The organism is Acidovorax sp. AC410, assembly GCF_979253235.1.
On record NZ_CEEDCG010000001.1, the window covers coordinates 5,986,102 to 6,002,577 of the forward strand.

At 66.9% G+C, this 16,476-nt stretch carries 14 protein-coding genes; all 14 read right to left on the reverse strand.

Annotated elements, in window-relative coordinates:
- Positions 1–7: 7 nt before the first annotated feature.
- Complete coding sequence (locus AC0IZS_RS27780; RefSeq protein ID WP_471638632.1) at positions 8–829, reverse strand: prepilin-type N-terminal cleavage/methylation domain-containing protein; 822 nt, start codon at positions 827–829, stop codon at positions 8–10.
- Positions 826–1,413: a hypothetical protein gene (locus tag AC0IZS_RS27785; protein ID WP_471638633.1), complete on the reverse strand. Its 588-nt coding sequence runs from the start codon at positions 1,411–1,413 to the stop codon at positions 826–828. The genes AC0IZS_RS27780 and AC0IZS_RS27785 overlap by 4 nt, the downstream gene beginning before the upstream one ends.
- A 104-nt stretch (positions 1,414–1,517) precedes the next feature.
- Positions 1,518–2,795: a type II secretion system F family protein gene (locus tag AC0IZS_RS27790; protein ID WP_471638634.1), complete on the reverse strand. Its 1,278-nt coding sequence runs from the start codon at positions 2,793–2,795 to the stop codon at positions 1,518–1,520.
- A 22-nt stretch (positions 2,796–2,817) separates the two neighbouring features.
- Positions 2,818–4,557, reverse strand: a complete 1,740-nt coding sequence (locus tag AC0IZS_RS27795) for a GspE/PulE family protein (RefSeq protein WP_471638635.1) — start codon at positions 4,555–4,557, stop codon at positions 2,818–2,820.
- The gene (locus tag AC0IZS_RS27800) at positions 4,541–6,103 is read right to left on the reverse strand and encodes an ExeA family protein (RefSeq protein ID WP_471638636.1); all 1,563 of its coding nucleotides are present in this window, start codon (positions 6,101–6,103) and stop codon (positions 4,541–4,543) included. The genes AC0IZS_RS27795 and AC0IZS_RS27800 overlap by 17 nt, the downstream gene beginning before the upstream one ends.
- A complete protein-coding gene (locus AC0IZS_RS27805; protein WP_471638637.1) occupies positions 6,100–7,092 on the reverse strand; it encodes a tetratricopeptide repeat protein in 993 nt (330 codons plus the stop codon). The genes AC0IZS_RS27800 and AC0IZS_RS27805 overlap by 4 nt, the downstream gene beginning before the upstream one ends.
- Positions 7,089–8,912 (reverse strand): pilus (MSHA type) biogenesis protein MshL, encoded by a 1,824-nt coding sequence (gene mshL / locus AC0IZS_RS27810; protein WP_471638638.1) that lies wholly within the window; start codon positions 8,910–8,912, stop codon positions 7,089–7,091. Before mshL ends, AC0IZS_RS27805 begins: the two co-directional genes overlap by 4 nt.
- Positions 8,913–9,047: 135 nt before the next feature.
- Positions 9,048–9,647, reverse strand: coding sequence for a hypothetical protein (locus AC0IZS_RS27815; protein WP_471638639.1), 600 nt, complete (start codon positions 9,645–9,647; stop codon positions 9,048–9,050).
- Complete coding sequence (locus AC0IZS_RS27820; protein WP_471638640.1) at positions 9,644–10,960, reverse strand: hypothetical protein; 1,317 nt, start codon at positions 10,958–10,960, stop codon at positions 9,644–9,646. Before AC0IZS_RS27820 ends, AC0IZS_RS27815 begins: the two co-directional genes overlap by 4 nt.
- Complete coding sequence (locus AC0IZS_RS27825; protein ID WP_471638641.1) at positions 10,957–11,460, reverse strand: hypothetical protein; 504 nt, start codon at positions 11,458–11,460, stop codon at positions 10,957–10,959. Before AC0IZS_RS27825 ends, AC0IZS_RS27820 begins: the two co-directional genes overlap by 4 nt.
- Complete coding sequence (locus tag AC0IZS_RS27830) at positions 11,461–12,384, reverse strand: prepilin-type N-terminal cleavage/methylation domain-containing protein (RefSeq protein WP_471638642.1); 924 nt, start codon at positions 12,382–12,384, stop codon at positions 11,461–11,463.
- A 60-nt stretch (positions 12,385–12,444) separates the two neighbouring features.
- Positions 12,445–13,293, reverse strand: coding sequence for a type II secretion system protein (locus AC0IZS_RS27835; RefSeq protein ID WP_471638643.1), 849 nt, complete (start codon positions 13,291–13,293; stop codon positions 12,445–12,447).
- Between the two features lie 22 nt (positions 13,294–13,315).
- Positions 13,316–14,152 (reverse strand): type II secretion system protein, encoded by an 837-nt coding sequence (locus tag AC0IZS_RS27840; RefSeq protein ID WP_471638644.1) that lies wholly within the window; start codon positions 14,150–14,152, stop codon positions 13,316–13,318.
- A 639-nt stretch (positions 14,153–14,791) separates the two neighbouring features.
- On the reverse strand, positions 14,792–16,342 hold the full coding sequence (locus AC0IZS_RS27845) for a methyl-accepting chemotaxis protein (RefSeq protein ID WP_471638645.1): 1,551 nt from the start codon (positions 16,340–16,342) through the stop codon (positions 14,792–14,794).
- Positions 16,343–16,476 lie beyond the last annotated feature (134 nt).

Genomic DNA, 16,476 nt, shown 5'->3' on the forward strand with positions numbered 1-16,476 from the left:
GTGCCACTCAGGGCAGGCTTCTGCGGAGCCAGCCGGCCAGTTGGCCGGGGGATTCGGCCACGACCACGTCGTCGGAGCCAAAGCGCAGGGGTGCCGAAGGACTGGCGGCGCACACACTGGAAGGGGTGTGGGGAGCGTCGAAGCGATCGCCGTCGCCGCTCTTGTCCTGCAGCGGCACGATGATCCAGTAAGCGGCGGCCATGACCTGGTTGGCGGTGCAATCGATGGCGCCGGCCACGCCGGCATCGCCCGTGAGGTATGTTCTGGCCGCTGAGAACGGCACGATGGCCGTGTCGGACGCATTGTTCAGGCCGGCAATGAGGTCCGTGACGTCACGGTAAGTCGGGACCGAACTGTTACCGGGCACTGCAGGATCCGGATCCCTCGTACGCTCCGTGACCACGGCAAGATCGGCATCCCTCACAGGGTCGGCGAGGTTCGCAGCCCGGAACACGGAATAGCGGGCCAGGAACTTGTCCGTGGGCATCGGCAGGCCCACACTCACGTAGGGGAACCACCCCACCTGGTTGCCGGCAGCGCAGTTGCCGTTCGGCGGGTTCTCATATCCGTCGGCCACCGCATCCGAGTCAGGACATGGCAGCCGGCCGTGGCGCAGCGCAAAGGCCCGCACGATGGACTGCAGTTGCTCGGCCTCGGCCCGGCCGCGCTCGATCTCCTGCTGGGCAGTGACGGTTTCATAACCGCTGAAGGCAGCCCACGACATCAGGCCGGCCACCACCAGCGCAATGGCCATTTCCACCATGGAAAAGCCGCCCTGCGCTGCGTGGTGCCACCGACTGGCGTGCCGACGGGATGCCCGGGAGGTCATGGCGCCTTCCCTCCTGGCAAGGACGGCGAGGCCGCAGCCGGCGCGGCTACGCCCGCTGGCACGTAGCTCTGCAGGTTGCGCGCATCGCTGCTGACGCGCTCTCCGATGACCCGCAGTTCGGCCAGGATGGCTTCCTTTCGCGCCATGTCCTTGGGGGAGGTACCTTGGCCCATGCGTTGCAGTTCGGCGTTCAGGGCCTGCACCTTGGCGCTGCTGTCCAGCATGCTGCGCAGCGTCTGGAAATAGCGCGGATCGAACCCCGGAGGAGACGCCGCTTCCAGCTCGTCCACCAGGGCCTTCATCTTTTCGGGTGATGCCTGCATCCCCTGCGCGCGCAGTGCGTTGAATTCCGCGCGGACTTCGGCCAGACGCCGGCGACGCTCCTGGACCTGCGCCCGCGAAGCGGCGTCAGCCGCCTTGGGGACGGCAGGCGCCGAGGCGGCCGGAGCGATCACCGCACGCGGGGCCGCCACCACCGGGGGCTCCGTGTTTTCGGGCGAGCGTCCGGAGATCCACATGCCACCCGCCAAAACGGCCAGCAACAGCAGGCCCAGGCCCGTGCCGATCAGTACTTCCTTGCGCATTCAGTGCCCTGCCCGGCATAACGGGCAGACCTCGTCAAAAGAACAGTTTCCAGAGCATCCAGGCGCAGGTTCTAGCGCCAGGACCGAAAAAGCGGCCGACCGCATCATTGCCCACCCCCGAGGGTGTGCCCCACCGACTGCCGCACCAGGTCATAGACCGGCAGCAGCAGCGCGACGATAAGGAACAGGAACAATCCACCGGCGATCAGGATGATCACCGGCTTCAAAATTTCGGCCAGCGACTTGACCACCACTTCCAGGCGCTTACGGTAGTCATCGGCCAGGTGGGCCAGTTGCTGGTCCAGGCTACCGGACTCCTCGCCCACCGAGATCATGCGCACCGCCATGGCCGGGAACCCGCCCACGCGGCGCATCGACGACGACACCGATTCACCGCGCGACACCGATTCGGCCACCTGGATCAGGCGCGTGCGGTAGTAGCGGTTCTTCGTGGCGCGGCCCAGGATGCGCAGGCTGGACACGAGGTCGACCCCTGCGCGCACCAGGATGGACAGATGCTCCGTCATGTGCGCCATGCCCGAGGACACCAGCAGCGTGCGCGAGATCGGCAGGCGGTGCAGCAGGTTGTAGGTGGCCAGCTGGAAGCTTTCCGAACGTTTGAACAGCACCGTGCCGACGATGACCACGATGGCCACGACCACCAGAACCCAGGGCAGATGGGTGGAGAGCATGTTCGCGAACGCCACCAGGCCCTCGGTGATGGGCGGCAGCTTGGCCTGCATCTGCTTGAACAGGCGCGCCATGTTGGGCACCACGTAGTAGATCCAGAAGATCGCCACGCCGATGATGGTGCTGAACACGAAGGCCGGGTAGATCAGCGCGGTCTTGATGTCGCGCTTGATGTTGATCATGCGTTCCACGTGCTCGGCCGCCTCGCCCAGCATGCGGTCGAGCGTACCCGTCTGGTCGCCGATGGAGACCAGGTTGCGCACGGTCTCGGGGAACACGTCGGGATGGCGGTTGAAGGCTTCGGTCATGCCCACGCCGGCGTTCAGGTCGTCGAGCATGTTGCGGGCCACGTAGGCCATGGCGCGGTTCTCGCTGGTGTCGCTTTCGTCCACCAGGGTCTGCAGCGCATCCAGCGCCGGCACGCCGGCACGCATCATGAGGCCCATGTCGCGCAGGAAACCCGCCAGGTCTTCGCCGCGCACCTGGCGGCGAAACAGGTGCATGAGGATCTCGGAGAAAAACGCCAGCCAGGCCGGAAAGCGGAACAGGCTGAGCACCGTGCCATCGGTGTCCGACTCGATGCGCATGCGCACCGACACCTCGCGCTTGACCGCCAGGCGCAGCAGGCCCGAGCGCACGCCGCCGTGCGGCAGCAGCACGCGGTAGTAGTAGGTATTGAGGGATGAGGCCATGGGTGGTGTCCGCCGAAACGGTTCAGTCCTCGCCCACTGTGCGCAGGATCTCGTCCATGGTGGTCTCCCCCGCCAGCACCCGGTTGCGCGCCAGGGTCAGGATGGGGCGCATGCCCGCTCCCATGGCGCGCTGGCGGATTTCGGCACGTGTGGCGTCGGAGGCGATGGCGTCGGCCAGGTCGCGGTTGACGACCAGCATCTCGTACACCGGCAACCGTCCCAGGTAGCCTGTGTCGCGGCAATGGTGGCAGCCCGCGCCGTGGAACACCTGCGGCGCCGAGTCGGGGTTGGTCAGGCCCAGCCAGCGGCGCTCATCGTCGGTCGCCAGGCGCGGCTTGGCGCAGTGCGGGCAGATGCGGCGCACCAGGCGCTGGTTGATCACCGCCACCAGGTTTTCGGCAATGGTCTCGGTGTCCACGCCCAGCAGCTTGAGCCGCGGCATGACACCGAAGATGCTGCCCACGTGCAGGGTGGAGAGCACCAGGTGGCCGGTGGATGAGGCATCGAGCGCGGCGCGCGCGGTCTCGGAGTCGCGGATTTCCCCCACCAGGATGATGTCCGGGTCGTGCCGCAGAAAGTGCCGCATGGCATTGGCGAACTCGTAGCCCGCGCGGCGGTTCACCTCGGTCTGGCAGGCCACGGGCACGCGGTATTCCACCGGGTCTTCGACGGTGAGCACGTTGCGTTCAATCAGCGGCTGCATGCGCAGCGCGGCGTGCAGCGTGGTGCTCTTGCCCGAGCCCGTGGGGCCGGTGATCAGGATCAGACCGTGCGGCTTGGCAAAGGCCTTGGCCATCACGGTCACGTCTTCCTGCAGAAAGCCCAGGTCGGCCAGCTTGTCCAGGCTGCTGCGCTCGGGCAGCAGGCGCAGCACCATGCGCTCGCCGAATTCGGAAATCAGCGTGGACACGCGGATCGTGTAGTTGTGCTCCATCACCTGGGCGGTGAAGCTGCCATCCTGCGGCAGGCGCTGCTCGCTGGCATCCATGTCGGCCTGCAGCTTGACGTAGACCACCAGGCGGTCGAGTGCGGGCGACAGGGCGAACACCGGGCGCAGCACGCCGTCCACCCGCAGCAGCACCGAGCGGCTGCGTGCCGTGGGCGCCAGGTGGATGTCGGTGGCGCGCTCGCGCACGGCCAGGTGCAGCATGTGCTCCAGCAGGCGTGCAGGGCTGTAGGCCCGGTCGATGTCGGCCTCGAGCTTGCGCACCTCGCTCTCGACCAGGCGCGTGGGCGGGTTGTCGGCAAAGTAGTAGTGCTGCTGGATGGCCTGGGCCACGCTGTCGAACTCGCCCTGGAAGAAATGGCAGGCCTTGCCCAGCTTGCGCATCACCAGTTCGCGCACGGCGTCGGGCTGGGCATCGCCCAGCACCACCTCGATCTGGCCTTCCTGCTCGCGCACCGGCAAAAAGCCGTAGGTCAGGCACAGGGAGCGGTTGAACACCGCTGCCACGGCAGGGTCGGGCTCGGGCATCTCGGCGGCGTTCACGAACAGCAGGCCGCGCTGGCCGGCGAGCTGGCGCGCCACCTCGTTGGCGCTGGCAAAGCCCAGTTCCACGAGCAGGTTGCCCATGGGCACCTTCTCGATCTTCTGCTTTTGCAGCACGTAGTCGATCGCCACAGGCGAGACGACGCCGGCGCTCACCAAGGCGGCCCCCAGAGAGGGGCTCTTTTCCTGCAAGGCAGCCAGGCGGTCGGTAATCGTGGCGCCGGGTGGCAGCGACAAGGCGGCGTCTAGCACGGGGTCAGCGGGCGGATACATGCTGATGCTCCAAGATAAAGAATGTCAGGTCGTCTGGCTTGCCCGTGGGGGCCAGACCGTGTTGCTGCTGGAAGCGGGTGAGCGCCTCCCCCGTCTTGGAACCGAAGAAGCCGTCGTCGGGCTCGCGCGGATCGAGCAGGCCCAGGCCCTTGAGCTTGAGCTGCACATTGCGCGTGGCCTGCTGGGCCACCAGGATGTGGCGTGCCTCGCTGCGGCCCAGCCACGCCACCCAGGCATCCTTGCCCTCGGTGAACCGGCAGACGCGGGGGGTGGACTTGAGCGCATTGGCGGCCGTGGGCTGTGGCAGGCGCTGCACCTGCAGCACCTCCTCAGCCGTGGCAACGGCCTTGAGCTGGGCCTCGCAAGCAGTGCGGGGGGAGCTTTCGGCCACGCTCGGCGGCGCAGGGGCTGCGGCCACTGCCGCGGTGGCGGGCTCGGCAGCAGCCGGTGCGGCCACTGCGGGCACGGGCTCTGCCGCTGCGGGGATCTGTGCTGCAGGGGCCGGTGCAATCGCAACGGCGGGAGCGTCGGGCACAGGTTTCGGCGCAGGGGCCGGGGGGGTCTTCGCGGCCACACTCGCGGCAGGCGGCGTGCTGCCATCGGAAGCAGACAACCCCCAGCTGGCCAGCGCCACGGTGGCCGTGGTTCCGGCGGCCAGGCCCGCCGCGATCCAGGCCCAGCGGCGGCGCGGGCGGGCAACGGCGGCAGCGATGGTGGCGGCGTCATCGCCCAGCGCCGGCATGTCCGATACGGCGCGCTGCACCAGCGCCTCGGTGATCACCGAGCCGCGGGTGCTGGCCAGCCCATAGAGGCAGCGGTCCAGCACCAGGTGGATTTGCCGCAGGTTGCCCTGCGTGACGCGGTAGACGATGTCCACGGCGGCGGGCTCGATGGACAGGCGCCCTTCCGCACCGGCGGCATTGACGCGGAAGTCGAAGTACCGGGGCATCTCGTCCTTTTGCAGGCCCGACAGGCGGGCGTGCTTGACGATGCGGCTCTTGAGCTGGCGCAGCTCGGGGGCGGCCAGGGTCTCTTCGAGCTCGGGCTGGCCCACCAGCAGGATCTGCAGCAGCTTCTCCTGCCCTGTTTCCAGGTTGCACAGCAGGCGCACGAGTTCGAGCGATTGCACGCTCAGGTTCTGCGCATCGTCGATCACCAGCAGGCTGGTCTCATCGGCCTTGTGGCGCTCGATCAGGAATTCCGTCAGCCGGGCCAGGCCCTGCTCCACCGCGTCGCTGGGCGGCAGGCCGAAGTCGCTCTGGATGGCCGAGAGCAGTGCGCTGTCCTGCAAGAACGTGTTCAGGATCAAGGCCGAGCGGCAGTTCTTGTCCTTGAGCGTATCCAGCAAGCGCCGCACCATGGTGCTCTTGCCCAGGCCGACCTCGCCGGTGAGCAGCACGAAGCCCTTGCGTGCCTCGATGCAGTGCGCGACCTCCGCGAAATCCTCTTCCAATCGGGGCGTAAAGAAGTACGAGCCCGCATCCGGTGTGGGAGGGAAGGGATTGCGCGACAGACCCAGCGTCGCGTAGACAGGGCTGGTGCTCATTGGCGGGCGTTGGGGGTGAACTGGCCCAGGGCAGAGCGCAGCGCGGCAGAGTCGGGGGACAGGCGCAATGCGGCGTCCAGCGTCGCACGCGCTTCCTCGGGCTTGCTGCGGCGGCTGTGGATGCTGGCCAGGTTGATGGCTGCTTCCTCGTCACCAGGCATGCGGTCCAGGATGGCGCGGTACTGCTCGGCAGCGGCGGCATCGTTGCCGGCGCGCAGGTCGAACCAGGCCTGGGCACGCAGCAGTCCCAGGGAGCCGGCAGGCAGGCGCGACTTGAGGGCGGCCAGCTCGCGCTCGGCATCGGCCGTCTGGTTGTTCTTCATGGCGGCCACGAACCGGGCGAAACGCAGCTCCACCGGCGTGTCATCGACCACCGGCGCGGGTGGTGCCAGCGCCACCGGCGGGGCGACTGCACGCGGGGCACGGGCGGGGCGTGGCGCTGCCGCAGGGCGCGGCGTGGCCGGGCGAACGTCGGCCTGGCCGGTGGCGGCCTGCGCGACCACCACGGCGGCCGCGGACACCGGTGCGGCGACGGGGGCTGGGGCGGCCTGGACCTGCGCAGCAGGTGCCGGCGCTGACGGCGCGGGAGCAACCGAGGAAGGCATGGGGGCTGGCGCCGTGGCGGCAGCCACCGCAGCGGGCTGCGCGCTGGCAGCAGGCGAATCGACCACCGGCGTGGCACCGGCAACCGCCGGCACCTCCACCAGCGGCTGCGAGGCCGCCAGTGCCGGCAGCGTGGCCACCGGCGCGGCCGGTGCCGCCGCAGCCACCACGGGCGGCAGTGGCTTGGGTTGCTTCTGGCTTTGCCACAGCACCCAGCCCAGGCCACCGGCGGCGACCACGATGGCAAAGGCCAGGGCACCATCCAGCCACGCTGGGCGGCCGCCTCGCGGGGCGGTGGCAGCGCGGGGCCTGGCCGTGGCTGCGGGCGCAGCAGGAGCTGCTGCGGCCGTGTCCATGGATTTCAGTGCGTCGTGGATGAGGCTCATAGCACGCGCACCCGCAGAACGATCACCAGCTCCCGGCTGCTGTGTACCTTGTTCTCGTTGCCGAACAACTTGCCCAGCAGCGGCACGTCGGAAACACCTGGGGCACCGCGGTCGTTGTTGGAGTTGCGCTGGTCGATCAGGCCGCCCACCACGACCACATCGCCATCGCCAACGTTCAGCGTGGTGGTCAGGCCCTTGTAGCTGACCTTGGGCAGCGATATGAGGTTGTCGCCGCCCACCGCCACCAGTTGCAGGCTGGCCGGGTCCACATCGCTCTGCATCGGGTTGAGCATCAGCTCGATGCGGCCGTCTTCACGCACCATGGGCAGCACGCCGACCATCACGCCCGAAAACACCGTATCGGTCTGCACGCTCGACGATGTGGTGGATGCGCCGCCGCCGGGTACCGTCTGGGTGGAGGCCGATTGCGATACATAGCGCGAACTGGTACCCACCGACAGCAGCGCCGGCGTGCCGTTGCGCACCTGCACGTTGGGGTTGGACAGCACCTTGAGGTTGCCGAAGGCGCGCAGCGCGTTGATCACGATGCCGTAGTTGCTGCCCTGGTAGGACGCGCCGAAGGCGGGGCCGGTCAGGCTGCCGATGAGTGCGGCAGGGATCGAGATGGCGCGTGCAGGGTAGCCGTTGCCCGCATTGGGCAGCGTGCCGCTGCTGCCGCCCAGTTGCATGGGCGAGGAGCCGAAGCCCGTGGCCAGGCGGCTGCGCAGCGAAGTCCAGTCCACGCCGAACTCGAAGTTGTCACCCAGCTGCACGTCGATCAGCTGTGCCTCGACATAGACCTGCTTGCCCAGCACCTTGTGGATCTGGGCCAGCATCTTTTCCACCGTACGCATCTTGGAGGGGCGCGCCTTGACGTAGAGCGTGCCGGTCTGCGAGTTCAGGGTGAAGCCGCCCTCTTCCTTGATGGTGGTTACCGACGGGCCTTGTGCCCCGGGACCCCGGGCCACGTTCGCCGCGCCGGTTCCGTTGGGGGCGGGTGTTCCCGTCCAGGCCGAGGGCGTGGATGGGGAATAGCCCGGCGCCTGCACGTTCGCGCCCTGCTGCTGCTGCTCGAGCCGGTCCTTGGCGTCGTCTTCCAGAAGGGCCTTGAGCGCGCTGGCCACGTCGGCGTAGGGGTCGGCAGAGCTGCCGCCGGAACCCGACATGGTCAGGCTGCCCTGCTGGGCGCCCGAGCCGCCGCTGGAGCCACCGCCGCCACCGCCGCTGCTGCCACCGCCGCCGCCATTGCTGCTGCCGAACACATTGCCGCCCGATCCCATCTGGATGCTGGACTTGGTGTTCAGGAAGTTGAGCGAGAAGAACTTTTCCTCGGTCAGGCTCACCCGCAGCGTGTTGCCGCGGAACTCGCCCGCCACATCGTAGGTCCGCATGACTTCGTTGAAGCCTTCGCGCAGGGTCACCTGGCGCAGGTACATGTCGGCCAGTTGACCGCCGCGCAGCACGTTGGGGTCCACGATCAGGTTGAGGTTGCCGGCATCGGCGAACGCGCCCAGGATCTGGCTGATGCTGGCCTTGGACATGGCCACGTTGATCAGCTTGCCTTCGAGGGGATCGAACACGGGTGCCATCGGTGCGATCACCGGTGCTGGGGCGGGCCTGTTCAGCTCCGCCAGCAGCAGTTGCTGGTGTTCCAGCAGGCGCTTGGCCTCCTGCACGGCGTTTTCACGCATCCGGTCAGCGGCTTCGGTGTCCGGCGCGGGCAGGCTGGAGGCGCTGCGCGGCGGATTGTTGGCGCACCCACTGAGAATGAGCGCGGCACACACCAGGGCCAGGGGCTTGAAGATCGGAGGATGGGTCATATCGCTGTCCTTGGCACCGCTTGGGTGAGTCATGGATTTCTTGAAAATGGGTTCGTTCTTCTGTGCGCGAAGTTCAGGCGGCCGGGTACATCCACAAGCCACAGCAGAACATGGACACGGCCTTGCCTGTGTTCATCACGGCAAGCTCCTGATGGGGCCCTGGACGTTGTCCGGGGCTGTCCCGGGCACACCGGCCTTGAACTGCTGGCTGCTGATGCTCGCCAGCGAACCATCGGGCCAGCGCAAGGTGCCCACCCGCAGCCCGATCTCGGGCAAGGTCAGCGTCTGGCGGCCCAGGCGTTCGGAGATCACGACCCGGTTGGGCTCCACCTTGGTGATACGGCCGCCTTCGGGCAGGCGCGCACCCTGGCGGGCCAGGCGGTCGTCGATCACGACGGATTGGGTCTCCGCAGCCAGGTTGTCCAGGTGCAGCGACATCGAACGCACGGGCATCTGCACGCTGCCGACGATTTCGCGTCCCGGCGCGGGCAGCGCGATCAGGGTTTGCGGATCCACACCCCGGCTGGCGGTCTGTTTCTGGATGCGGGCCATGGCGTCGAAAGCCTCGGCCACGCGCGCCTGGTCAGTGCGCAGCGCTTCGGGCAGGGCCGCCAGGGACATCTCGGGCGGACGCACGTTGGGCGTGCGGGCCTGGACCAGTTGCACCACGCCGTACATCGCCCATCCGAGCAACGCGACGGCAACCACATTCAAGAGCAGTGCTGCGTATTTCATGGTTTCATGTTCCCGGGTGCGGCAGCCTTGGCAACCAGTTCATAGGAGAAAGCGCCTTGGGATGGCTCGGCGGGGTCCATGGCCTTGAGCGTCCAGCCGGCGGCGGACATCAGGCTCACCCAGCGGGTCACCGATGCCGAGGCGCCGGGCGCGACCACGCCATCCACGCGGAAGGCCCGCGCGCGGTTCGGGTTCTGGTTCTGTTGGGTCGCCTCCAGCTTCACACGCACGATGCGGATGTCACTGCCCGTGGAGGCCTTGAGCACGGCCAGGAAGGCCATGGGGTCGTAGCGGGCGCCCTCGTCCAGCGTGCGCGAAAAGTCCGCCACCGGCAGCAATTGCTGCGGGGCCTGAACGGAGCTCACCGCCTGGATGCGTTGCTGCATTGCCGCGAGCTGCGCGCGCTGGCTCTGGCCTTCGTCGCGCTGGGCGTCGGCCTGCTGGCTGGTGAAGGCCCCCACGGCAACCAAGGCCGCGCCGACCACTGCCGTGAGCGCCGTGATCGATGCCACCCAGCGCTCCGCACGCCAGGCCACGCGCTCTGCCAAGGGATTGAGGGCATGCCGGCCTGCCGCGTCGCGCGCCAGCGCGGGCATCACCGTCTGCACGCGTTCGCCTGCCAGCGACAGCTCCGCCGCCTGCATCACCACGGGCGCACTGCCCAGCACGCCCTGCAAGGCCGATACACAGATCTCGCCATCGGCGGGCTGGGTGCTCCACAAGGCACCCCACTCCACCGCATCGGCCCCCAGGCGGCTGAGCAGCGCACTCTGGTTGGCCACCAGCACCTGGGCAGAACTGGTCATGGCCGAAGCGCCCGAACCCAGTGCCTGGGTGGAGGCGAACACCATGCCCTCTTCGCTCTGGGCAAAGCACATCAGGCGGCGCTGCGAGAGCAGCAGGCGCGCCTGGCCCACGTCCACGCCATTGCACAGCAGGCCGCCGGTGGTCATCACCAGGCAGTGGTCGTTCTGCTCCTGCGCCCACTGCGAGCTGCGCTGCCACAGGTCCAGCGACACGGCCGAGAAGAAGGCCTGGAAGCCCCCAGGCACCTTGACCAGGCGGTGCATGATGATGTGGGCCGAGCCCTCCACCAGGCCCTGCGTGCGCACGCGCTTTTCGATCAGCGCCGTGGCGTATTCGGACTTGCCCTCAAAGCGCCAGACATCGGTGAAGACGTCGTCCAGGTCCAGCACCACCAGCGCGGTGTGCGTGAGCCGGGGCCAGGCAGGCACGTCCTGCGCCTGGTGGCCATGGCAATGCACCCACCCGGCGTTGGCGACGCGGTAAACATGTTCGGCGGCAGCGCTCATGGCATCGTCCTGGGCGGTGGGGCGACGGAAACCGTCTGGAAGTACAGCGTGCCGCTGGCACCCAGCGTCAGCCCCTTGTCACCCGGTTGCGGCATCTGGAAAAGACCCGTTTCGGGTGACAGGGTGGCGACCTCGAAGAGATCGGCAACGAAGATGGATCCCGCACCGCCGCGGCCCAGCTCGCCCAGGAACTGCGCGGCCTCCACGCGGGTGGCCGGCCCTGTCGAGCGGCGCAGCCTGCGCTCGCCCCACTTCGCGGGGTCGAACCCCAGGCGGTCTACCTGCTGCGCCACCTGCTTGAGCGACTGCACGAGGCGCTCGCGCTGCTCCACCTCGGGCATGAGGTTACGGGCGCTGTCCAGGCTCTGGCGCAGTTGGGCGGCCTGCTGGCGCTCGAACGCCAGCTTCTTGAGCCCACTCTGCGCCAGCCAGGCGCCACCCGCCAGCAAGGCGGTGGCCAGGGCCAGGGCCCCGAGCTTGACGGTACGGGTGCCGTTCAATTACTGCTCCATGATCCAGTGGGCGGTCAGCAGGATGACCTGGTCTTCGTCGAACGTACGGCCTGTGGCCGTACCGCCCGCGTTGCCGGACGCATTCAGGACCGTCGGGCGCGTGTCGCTGGTGTTCATCTGGGTGCTGTTGCCCGCCACGTTGATGGCCACGCCCTGCGTGTTGTTGGCCTCCCACTGGGTACCGGGGGCGTTGGCTTCGTTCGCGGCCGCCTGGGCCGGACGGCCCTGGATGCGGAAACGGCCTTCGCGGGAGTCGGGCTTGCCGTCGATCACCTGGTCCATGTAGCGCGCCAGGTCGGGCGTGAGGCCGCGGATCACCATCACGTTGCCTGCACCGCTGGCCACGCCGGCGTCGTTGAACTGGAAGCAGACCTGCAGCTCGGCGGGGTTGCCGTTGGAGTCGATGTACAGAAAGCGGTCTTCATGCCCTTCGCCACGGCCCGGGGGCATGCGCACACCGGAGCGTGTCATCAGTTCGCGCAGGTTCAGGCCTGCCAGTGTCTTGTCGCCTTGGCCGACGGTGTCTGCCGCATAGCCCTGGCCGGCGCAGATCTTGGCACCCCGGTTGGTGAAGCTGGCGGGGATGCCAGGCACGGCCATGGAGCCGGCGCGGGAGCAGGCATTGCTGTTGTTGATCGACGTTTCAGAGCCATCGACCATGTAGGTGGGTGCCTGCTGGCAGTCACCCACCACCACGCCGGTGCGCTGGTAGTACTGGTCGTAGGACATCTTCCACTGGTAGGCGAACTTGTTGATCGCCTTTTGGTACTCGGCATTGCGCTGCACGTCCTTGGCGATGGCCACGGCACCGATGATCAGGCCGATGACGGCCAGCACGATGGCCAGCTCCACCAGGGTGAAACCTTGCTGAACCTTGCGGCCGAGCTTGCGAAAGGATTGCATCTGTTTCATCGAAATCTCCGACGAGGTTGAATGGGGAGGTTGTGAGGAAAGTGGCCCGCGGATTCGCGGTTACTGGTTCATCTTGTAGATGGCGGTGACGATTTCCACCTGGTCTTCGTCGAAGCTGCGGTCGTTGGTGGTGCCGATCAGGTCACGGTTGGTGCGGTTCCATTGGGTGCCTGGAGCGTTTGGCGTCGTCCCACCAGCGTTGTTGAGCACACCCTCACGGCGGAAGCGGCCTTCGCGCTCGTCGGGCTTGCCGTCGATCATCTGGTCGAGCGAGCGCGCGAGGTCGGGAGTCAGGCCGGTGATGACCATCACGTTGCCGGCACCGTCGCCCACGGCGCCGTCCGCAGCGCCGTTGGCGAGCGGCACATTCCACTGGAAGCAGACCTGGATTTCCTGCGGGTTGCCGTTGCTGTCGAGGTACACATAGCGGTCTTCAAGGCCCTCTGCACGTCCCGGGGGCATCCGGACACCGGCGCGCGTCATCAGGGTCCGCAAATCCCGGTCCACAGCTGGATCGAACGCGCGGTTCATCCCCTGTCCTTTCGCCCCACGGCAGATGGCGGCTGGCGCCGTCGCCCCAGTCATGTCCCGGCCAGACCGAATATCTCCAGGTTTACCGGCGCCAGCGATGAACGCTGCGCCGTTGACCATGTTCTGTGGGGCCGTCTGGCTATCGGCCAACACCACGCCATTGCGCTGGTAGTACTGGTTGTACGCCTGCTCCCACTGGTCGATGAACTTGTTCTTGATCTTGGTGTACTCGGCGTTGCGCTGCACATCCTTGCCGATGGCGACGGCGCCGATGATCAGGCCGATGACGGCCAGTACGACGGCCAGTTCAACCAGGGTGAAGCCTTGCTGGCGAGCCGAGCGCAGGCCGCGCTGGGGTTTCTTGAGAAAGTTTTTCATGATGGTGTTTCCCTGGCGCGGCTTACTGGTTCATCTTGTAGATGGCGATCAGCGTGATGACCTGCTCTTCATCGCGCGACTTGCCGTCTGTCCCCACGGCGAGCGCAGCGCCCTGACCCGAGGTGTTGTTGGCGATCCATTGCAGACCCGGCTGGTTGGGCGTGCCGTTGGCGATGCCCTGTCGGCGGAAACGGCCTTCCTGCTCATCGGGCTTGCCATCGATCATCTGGTCCAGCATGCGTGCCAGATCAGGGGTCAGGCCCGAGATCACCATCACGTTGCCAGAACCATCAGCCTGCGATGGGTTGTTCCACTGGAAGCACACCTGGATTTCCTGGGGGGCACCATTGGTGTCGGTGTAGATGTACAGGTCTTCCTGGCCTTCGGCGCGGCCAGGCGGCATGCGAACCCCAGCCTGTGTCATCAGGGTCCGAAGTTGTCCCACAACAGTTCCAGCGCGTACACCCGTCACCGGAGCGCGCTCGCACACTGGAGCTGGCGGAACAGCCGCAGTCATGTTGCCGCCCGACAGAGGCGCCACAGCAGGCACCGCCACTGCGCCGAACACGTTGCCATTCACCATGATCCGCGGTGCAACCTGGCTGTCCCCCACCACCACGCCCGTGCGCTGGTAGTACTGGTTGTAGGCCTGCTCCCATTGGTCAATGAACTTGTTCTTGATCTTGGTGTACTCGGCGTTGCGCTGCACATCCTTGCCGATGGCAACGGCGCCGATGATGAGGCCGATGACGGCCAGCACGACCGCCAGTTCCACCAGGGTGAAGCCCCCCTGTGCAGCCTTTTGGCCGGCTGAGCCATGTTTGCGCCGCGAAGGCAAGACGGAAAAAAGTGGTCGCATGATGTCCTCAGGCGTTGAAAAGAGACACACAAAAAAAGATTGCTGAATGTAACGACTGTAAACAATGCATAACCGAAGTCAAGGAAAAAACAATCACTCTTTCGGGTGGGTTTTGGCCGGTTTTTGCAGACCCGAACGCACCTGGATTTCATCCCTGAAAAAGACCATCTTCATAGGGGACTCCGAGAAAAATCAGAGGTTTTTGAGGCCCGTTGAATATGCAGCGAAGCATCCCCCATCACACTGCTATTGGCCATAGTGCTTATGTATTAGAGAGACAACAAAACACAAAAGAAACAAATGCCAACCATTTTCAATAGATTTCATCAATCGAAAATGGGCAGTGAATCAACGGGGTTCGGCAGAATTTCTGCTAGGAACTGGGGGCGCGGGGATACAGGTGTGGGGGTGGGGCCGGCTGCAGCGTTTCGCGCCATTCGCTCAACCGGTCCAGGCGTGAACCTCGGGGAGGGCCCGGCAACCGCCGGGAAGCTGCCGAAAAGCGCGGGAAAAGCGTGAGAAGCGAGGCTCCAGAGCCTCCCTTCTCAGCGGTCTGGGTCGCTTGTCTGTGGGCGTGGTGCGCACACGTTGCGGGGGCAAGGCCCCACCGGGCCCGGCCTCCACCCGCCGACGGGCCGCTCAGATGGCTTTGAGCCGAAAGCGCGCGACGACCTCGGTGAGCCGCCCCGCCTGGTCGCGCAGCGACTCCGAGGCCGCCGCCGATTGCTCCACCAGCGCGGCGTTCTGCTGCGTCATGCCGTCGAGTTGCGAGATAGCGGTGTTGACCTCGCCCACGCTCTGGCTTTGCTCCTCGATGGCGCTGGCGATCTCACCGATCAGGCTGCTCACGCGCTGCACCGAGCCCACGACCTTGTCCATGGTCTGGCCCGCTTCGCTCACCAGCCTGGCGCCGCCCTCGACCTGGTGGACGGAGCTCGATATCAGGTCCTTGATCTCGCGCGCGGCCTGGGCGCTGCGCTGCGCCAGGGTACGCACCTCCGTGGCCACCACCGCGAAGCCACGGCCCTGCTCGCCTGCGCGCGCAGCCTCCACGGCCGCGTTGAGCGCCAGGATGTTGGTCTGGAAGGCGATGCCGTCGATCACGCCGATGATGTCGCCGATCTTGCGCGACGAGGTCTGGATGCCGTCCATGGTGTTCACCACGCGGGCCACCACCTCGCCGCCCGCCACCGCCACCTCGGAGGCTGCCGATGCCAGCTGGCGCGCCTGCTGGGCCGATGCCGAGCTCTGGCGCACCGTGTCGGTCACCTGCTGCAGCGCGGCCGAGGTCTGCTCGATGCTGGCGGCCGCCGCCTCGGTGCGCACCGACAGGTCATGGCCTCCACTGCTCACCTCCTGGCTGGCCACCGAGATGCTGTCGGCACTGCGCCGCACATCGCTGACCGAAGCGTTGAGCGCCCCCTGCATGCGCGCCAGCGCCCGCAGCAGGTCGCCCAGCTCATCGCCGCGCGTGGAGCTGAGCTCGCCCGTCAGGTCGCCATCGGCAATGCGGTCGGCGGTGCTGGCGGCAAAGCCCAGCGGCACGGTGAGCGAGCGCGTGAGCAGCCAGCCCACCGCCGCCCCCACGGCCAATGCCACCGCCATCATGAGCCAGATGCCCCAGAGCACTGTGCGGTAGCTCTGCTCGCCCGCGACGCTGGCCTGCTCCACCCCCGCATCGTTGAGCGTGCCCAGCTTGCCAATGGCGTCGGTGGTGGAGCGAAAGGCCACACGGGAGTCCCCACGCAGGTAGGCCATGGCCTCCTCGGTCTTGGACTCGCGCAGCAGGGCCAGCAGCTTGCCCTGGGTTTCCTTGTAGCGGCCCACCGTGGTCTTGAACGCCTCGAAGAGCTGCTTTTCCTCACCATCGGAGAGCGTGCCCGCGTAGGCCTCGAGCAGCTTGGGCACCAGGGTCCATTGCTTGTCGATGCGCACGCTTTCGTCCTGGATGGTCTTGGCGTCGCCACCCAGCATCATCTGCAGCTCGGCCCGCCGCATCTGGTTGAGCGCTTCGTTGAGGCCCGCGAGCTGCTGCGTGCTCGGCAGCCAGTTGGTGGCCAGATCGACCACGCTGCCCTGGACCCGGTTGACCCGGTTCACCGCGAACAGGCCCATGGCCAGCACCAGCAGCAACAGCAGGCCAAAACCCAGGCCCAGACGCAAACCGACACGCAGATTCGACAGGGGCATGCTCGTCTCCTGAAAAGGTGGACGTGAAGAGCCCGCTACGCACAGGAGCTCAGGGAACAGCGCTCAAATCAATATAGTTCATAACGGGCAAATGTGCCAATTTGTAATGACAGGCAAGGGCCTGTTCACACTGA

Excerpts from the sequence above, each read along its gene's own strand:
- AC0IZS_RS27780 (WP_471638632.1), bottom strand. The coding sequence starts at position 829 with ATGACCTCCCGGGCATCCCGTCGGCACGCCAGTCGGTGGCACCACGCA.
- AC0IZS_RS27785 (WP_471638633.1), bottom strand. The coding sequence starts at position 1,413 with ATGCGCAAGGAAGTACTGATCGGCACGGGCCTGGGCCTGCTGTTGCTG.
- AC0IZS_RS27790 (WP_471638634.1), bottom strand. The coding sequence starts at position 2,795 with ATGGCCTCATCCCTCAATACCTACTACTACCGCGTGCTGCTGCCGCAC.
- AC0IZS_RS27795 (WP_471638635.1), bottom strand. The coding sequence starts at position 4,557 with ATGTATCCGCCCGCTGACCCCGTGCTAGACGCCGCCTTGTCGCTGCCA.
- AC0IZS_RS27800 (WP_471638636.1), bottom strand. The coding sequence starts at position 6,103 with ATGAGCACCAGCCCTGTCTACGCGACGCTGGGTCTGTCGCGCAATCCC.
- AC0IZS_RS27805 (WP_471638637.1), bottom strand. The coding sequence starts at position 7,092 with ATGAGCCTCATCCACGACGCACTGAAATCCATGGACACGGCCGCAGCA.
- mshL (WP_471638638.1), bottom strand. The coding sequence starts at position 8,912 with ATGACCCATCCTCCGATCTTCAAGCCCCTGGCCCTGGTGTGTGCCGCG.
- AC0IZS_RS27815 (WP_471638639.1), bottom strand. The coding sequence starts at position 9,647 with ATGAAATACGCAGCACTGCTCTTGAATGTGGTTGCCGTCGCGTTGCTC.
- AC0IZS_RS27820 (WP_471638640.1), bottom strand. The coding sequence starts at position 10,960 with ATGAGCGCTGCCGCCGAACATGTTTACCGCGTCGCCAACGCCGGGTGG.
- AC0IZS_RS27830 (WP_471638642.1), bottom strand. The coding sequence starts at position 12,384 with ATGAAACAGATGCAATCCTTTCGCAAGCTCGGCCGCAAGGTTCAGCAA.
- AC0IZS_RS27835 (WP_471638643.1), bottom strand. The coding sequence starts at position 13,293 with ATGAAAAACTTTCTCAAGAAACCCCAGCGCGGCCTGCGCTCGGCTCGC.
- AC0IZS_RS27840 (WP_471638644.1), bottom strand. The coding sequence starts at position 14,152 with ATGCGACCACTTTTTTCCGTCTTGCCTTCGCGGCGCAAACATGGCTCA.
- AC0IZS_RS27845 (WP_471638645.1), bottom strand. The coding sequence starts at position 16,342 with ATGCCCCTGTCGAATCTGCGTGTCGGTTTGCGTCTGGGCCTGGGTTTT.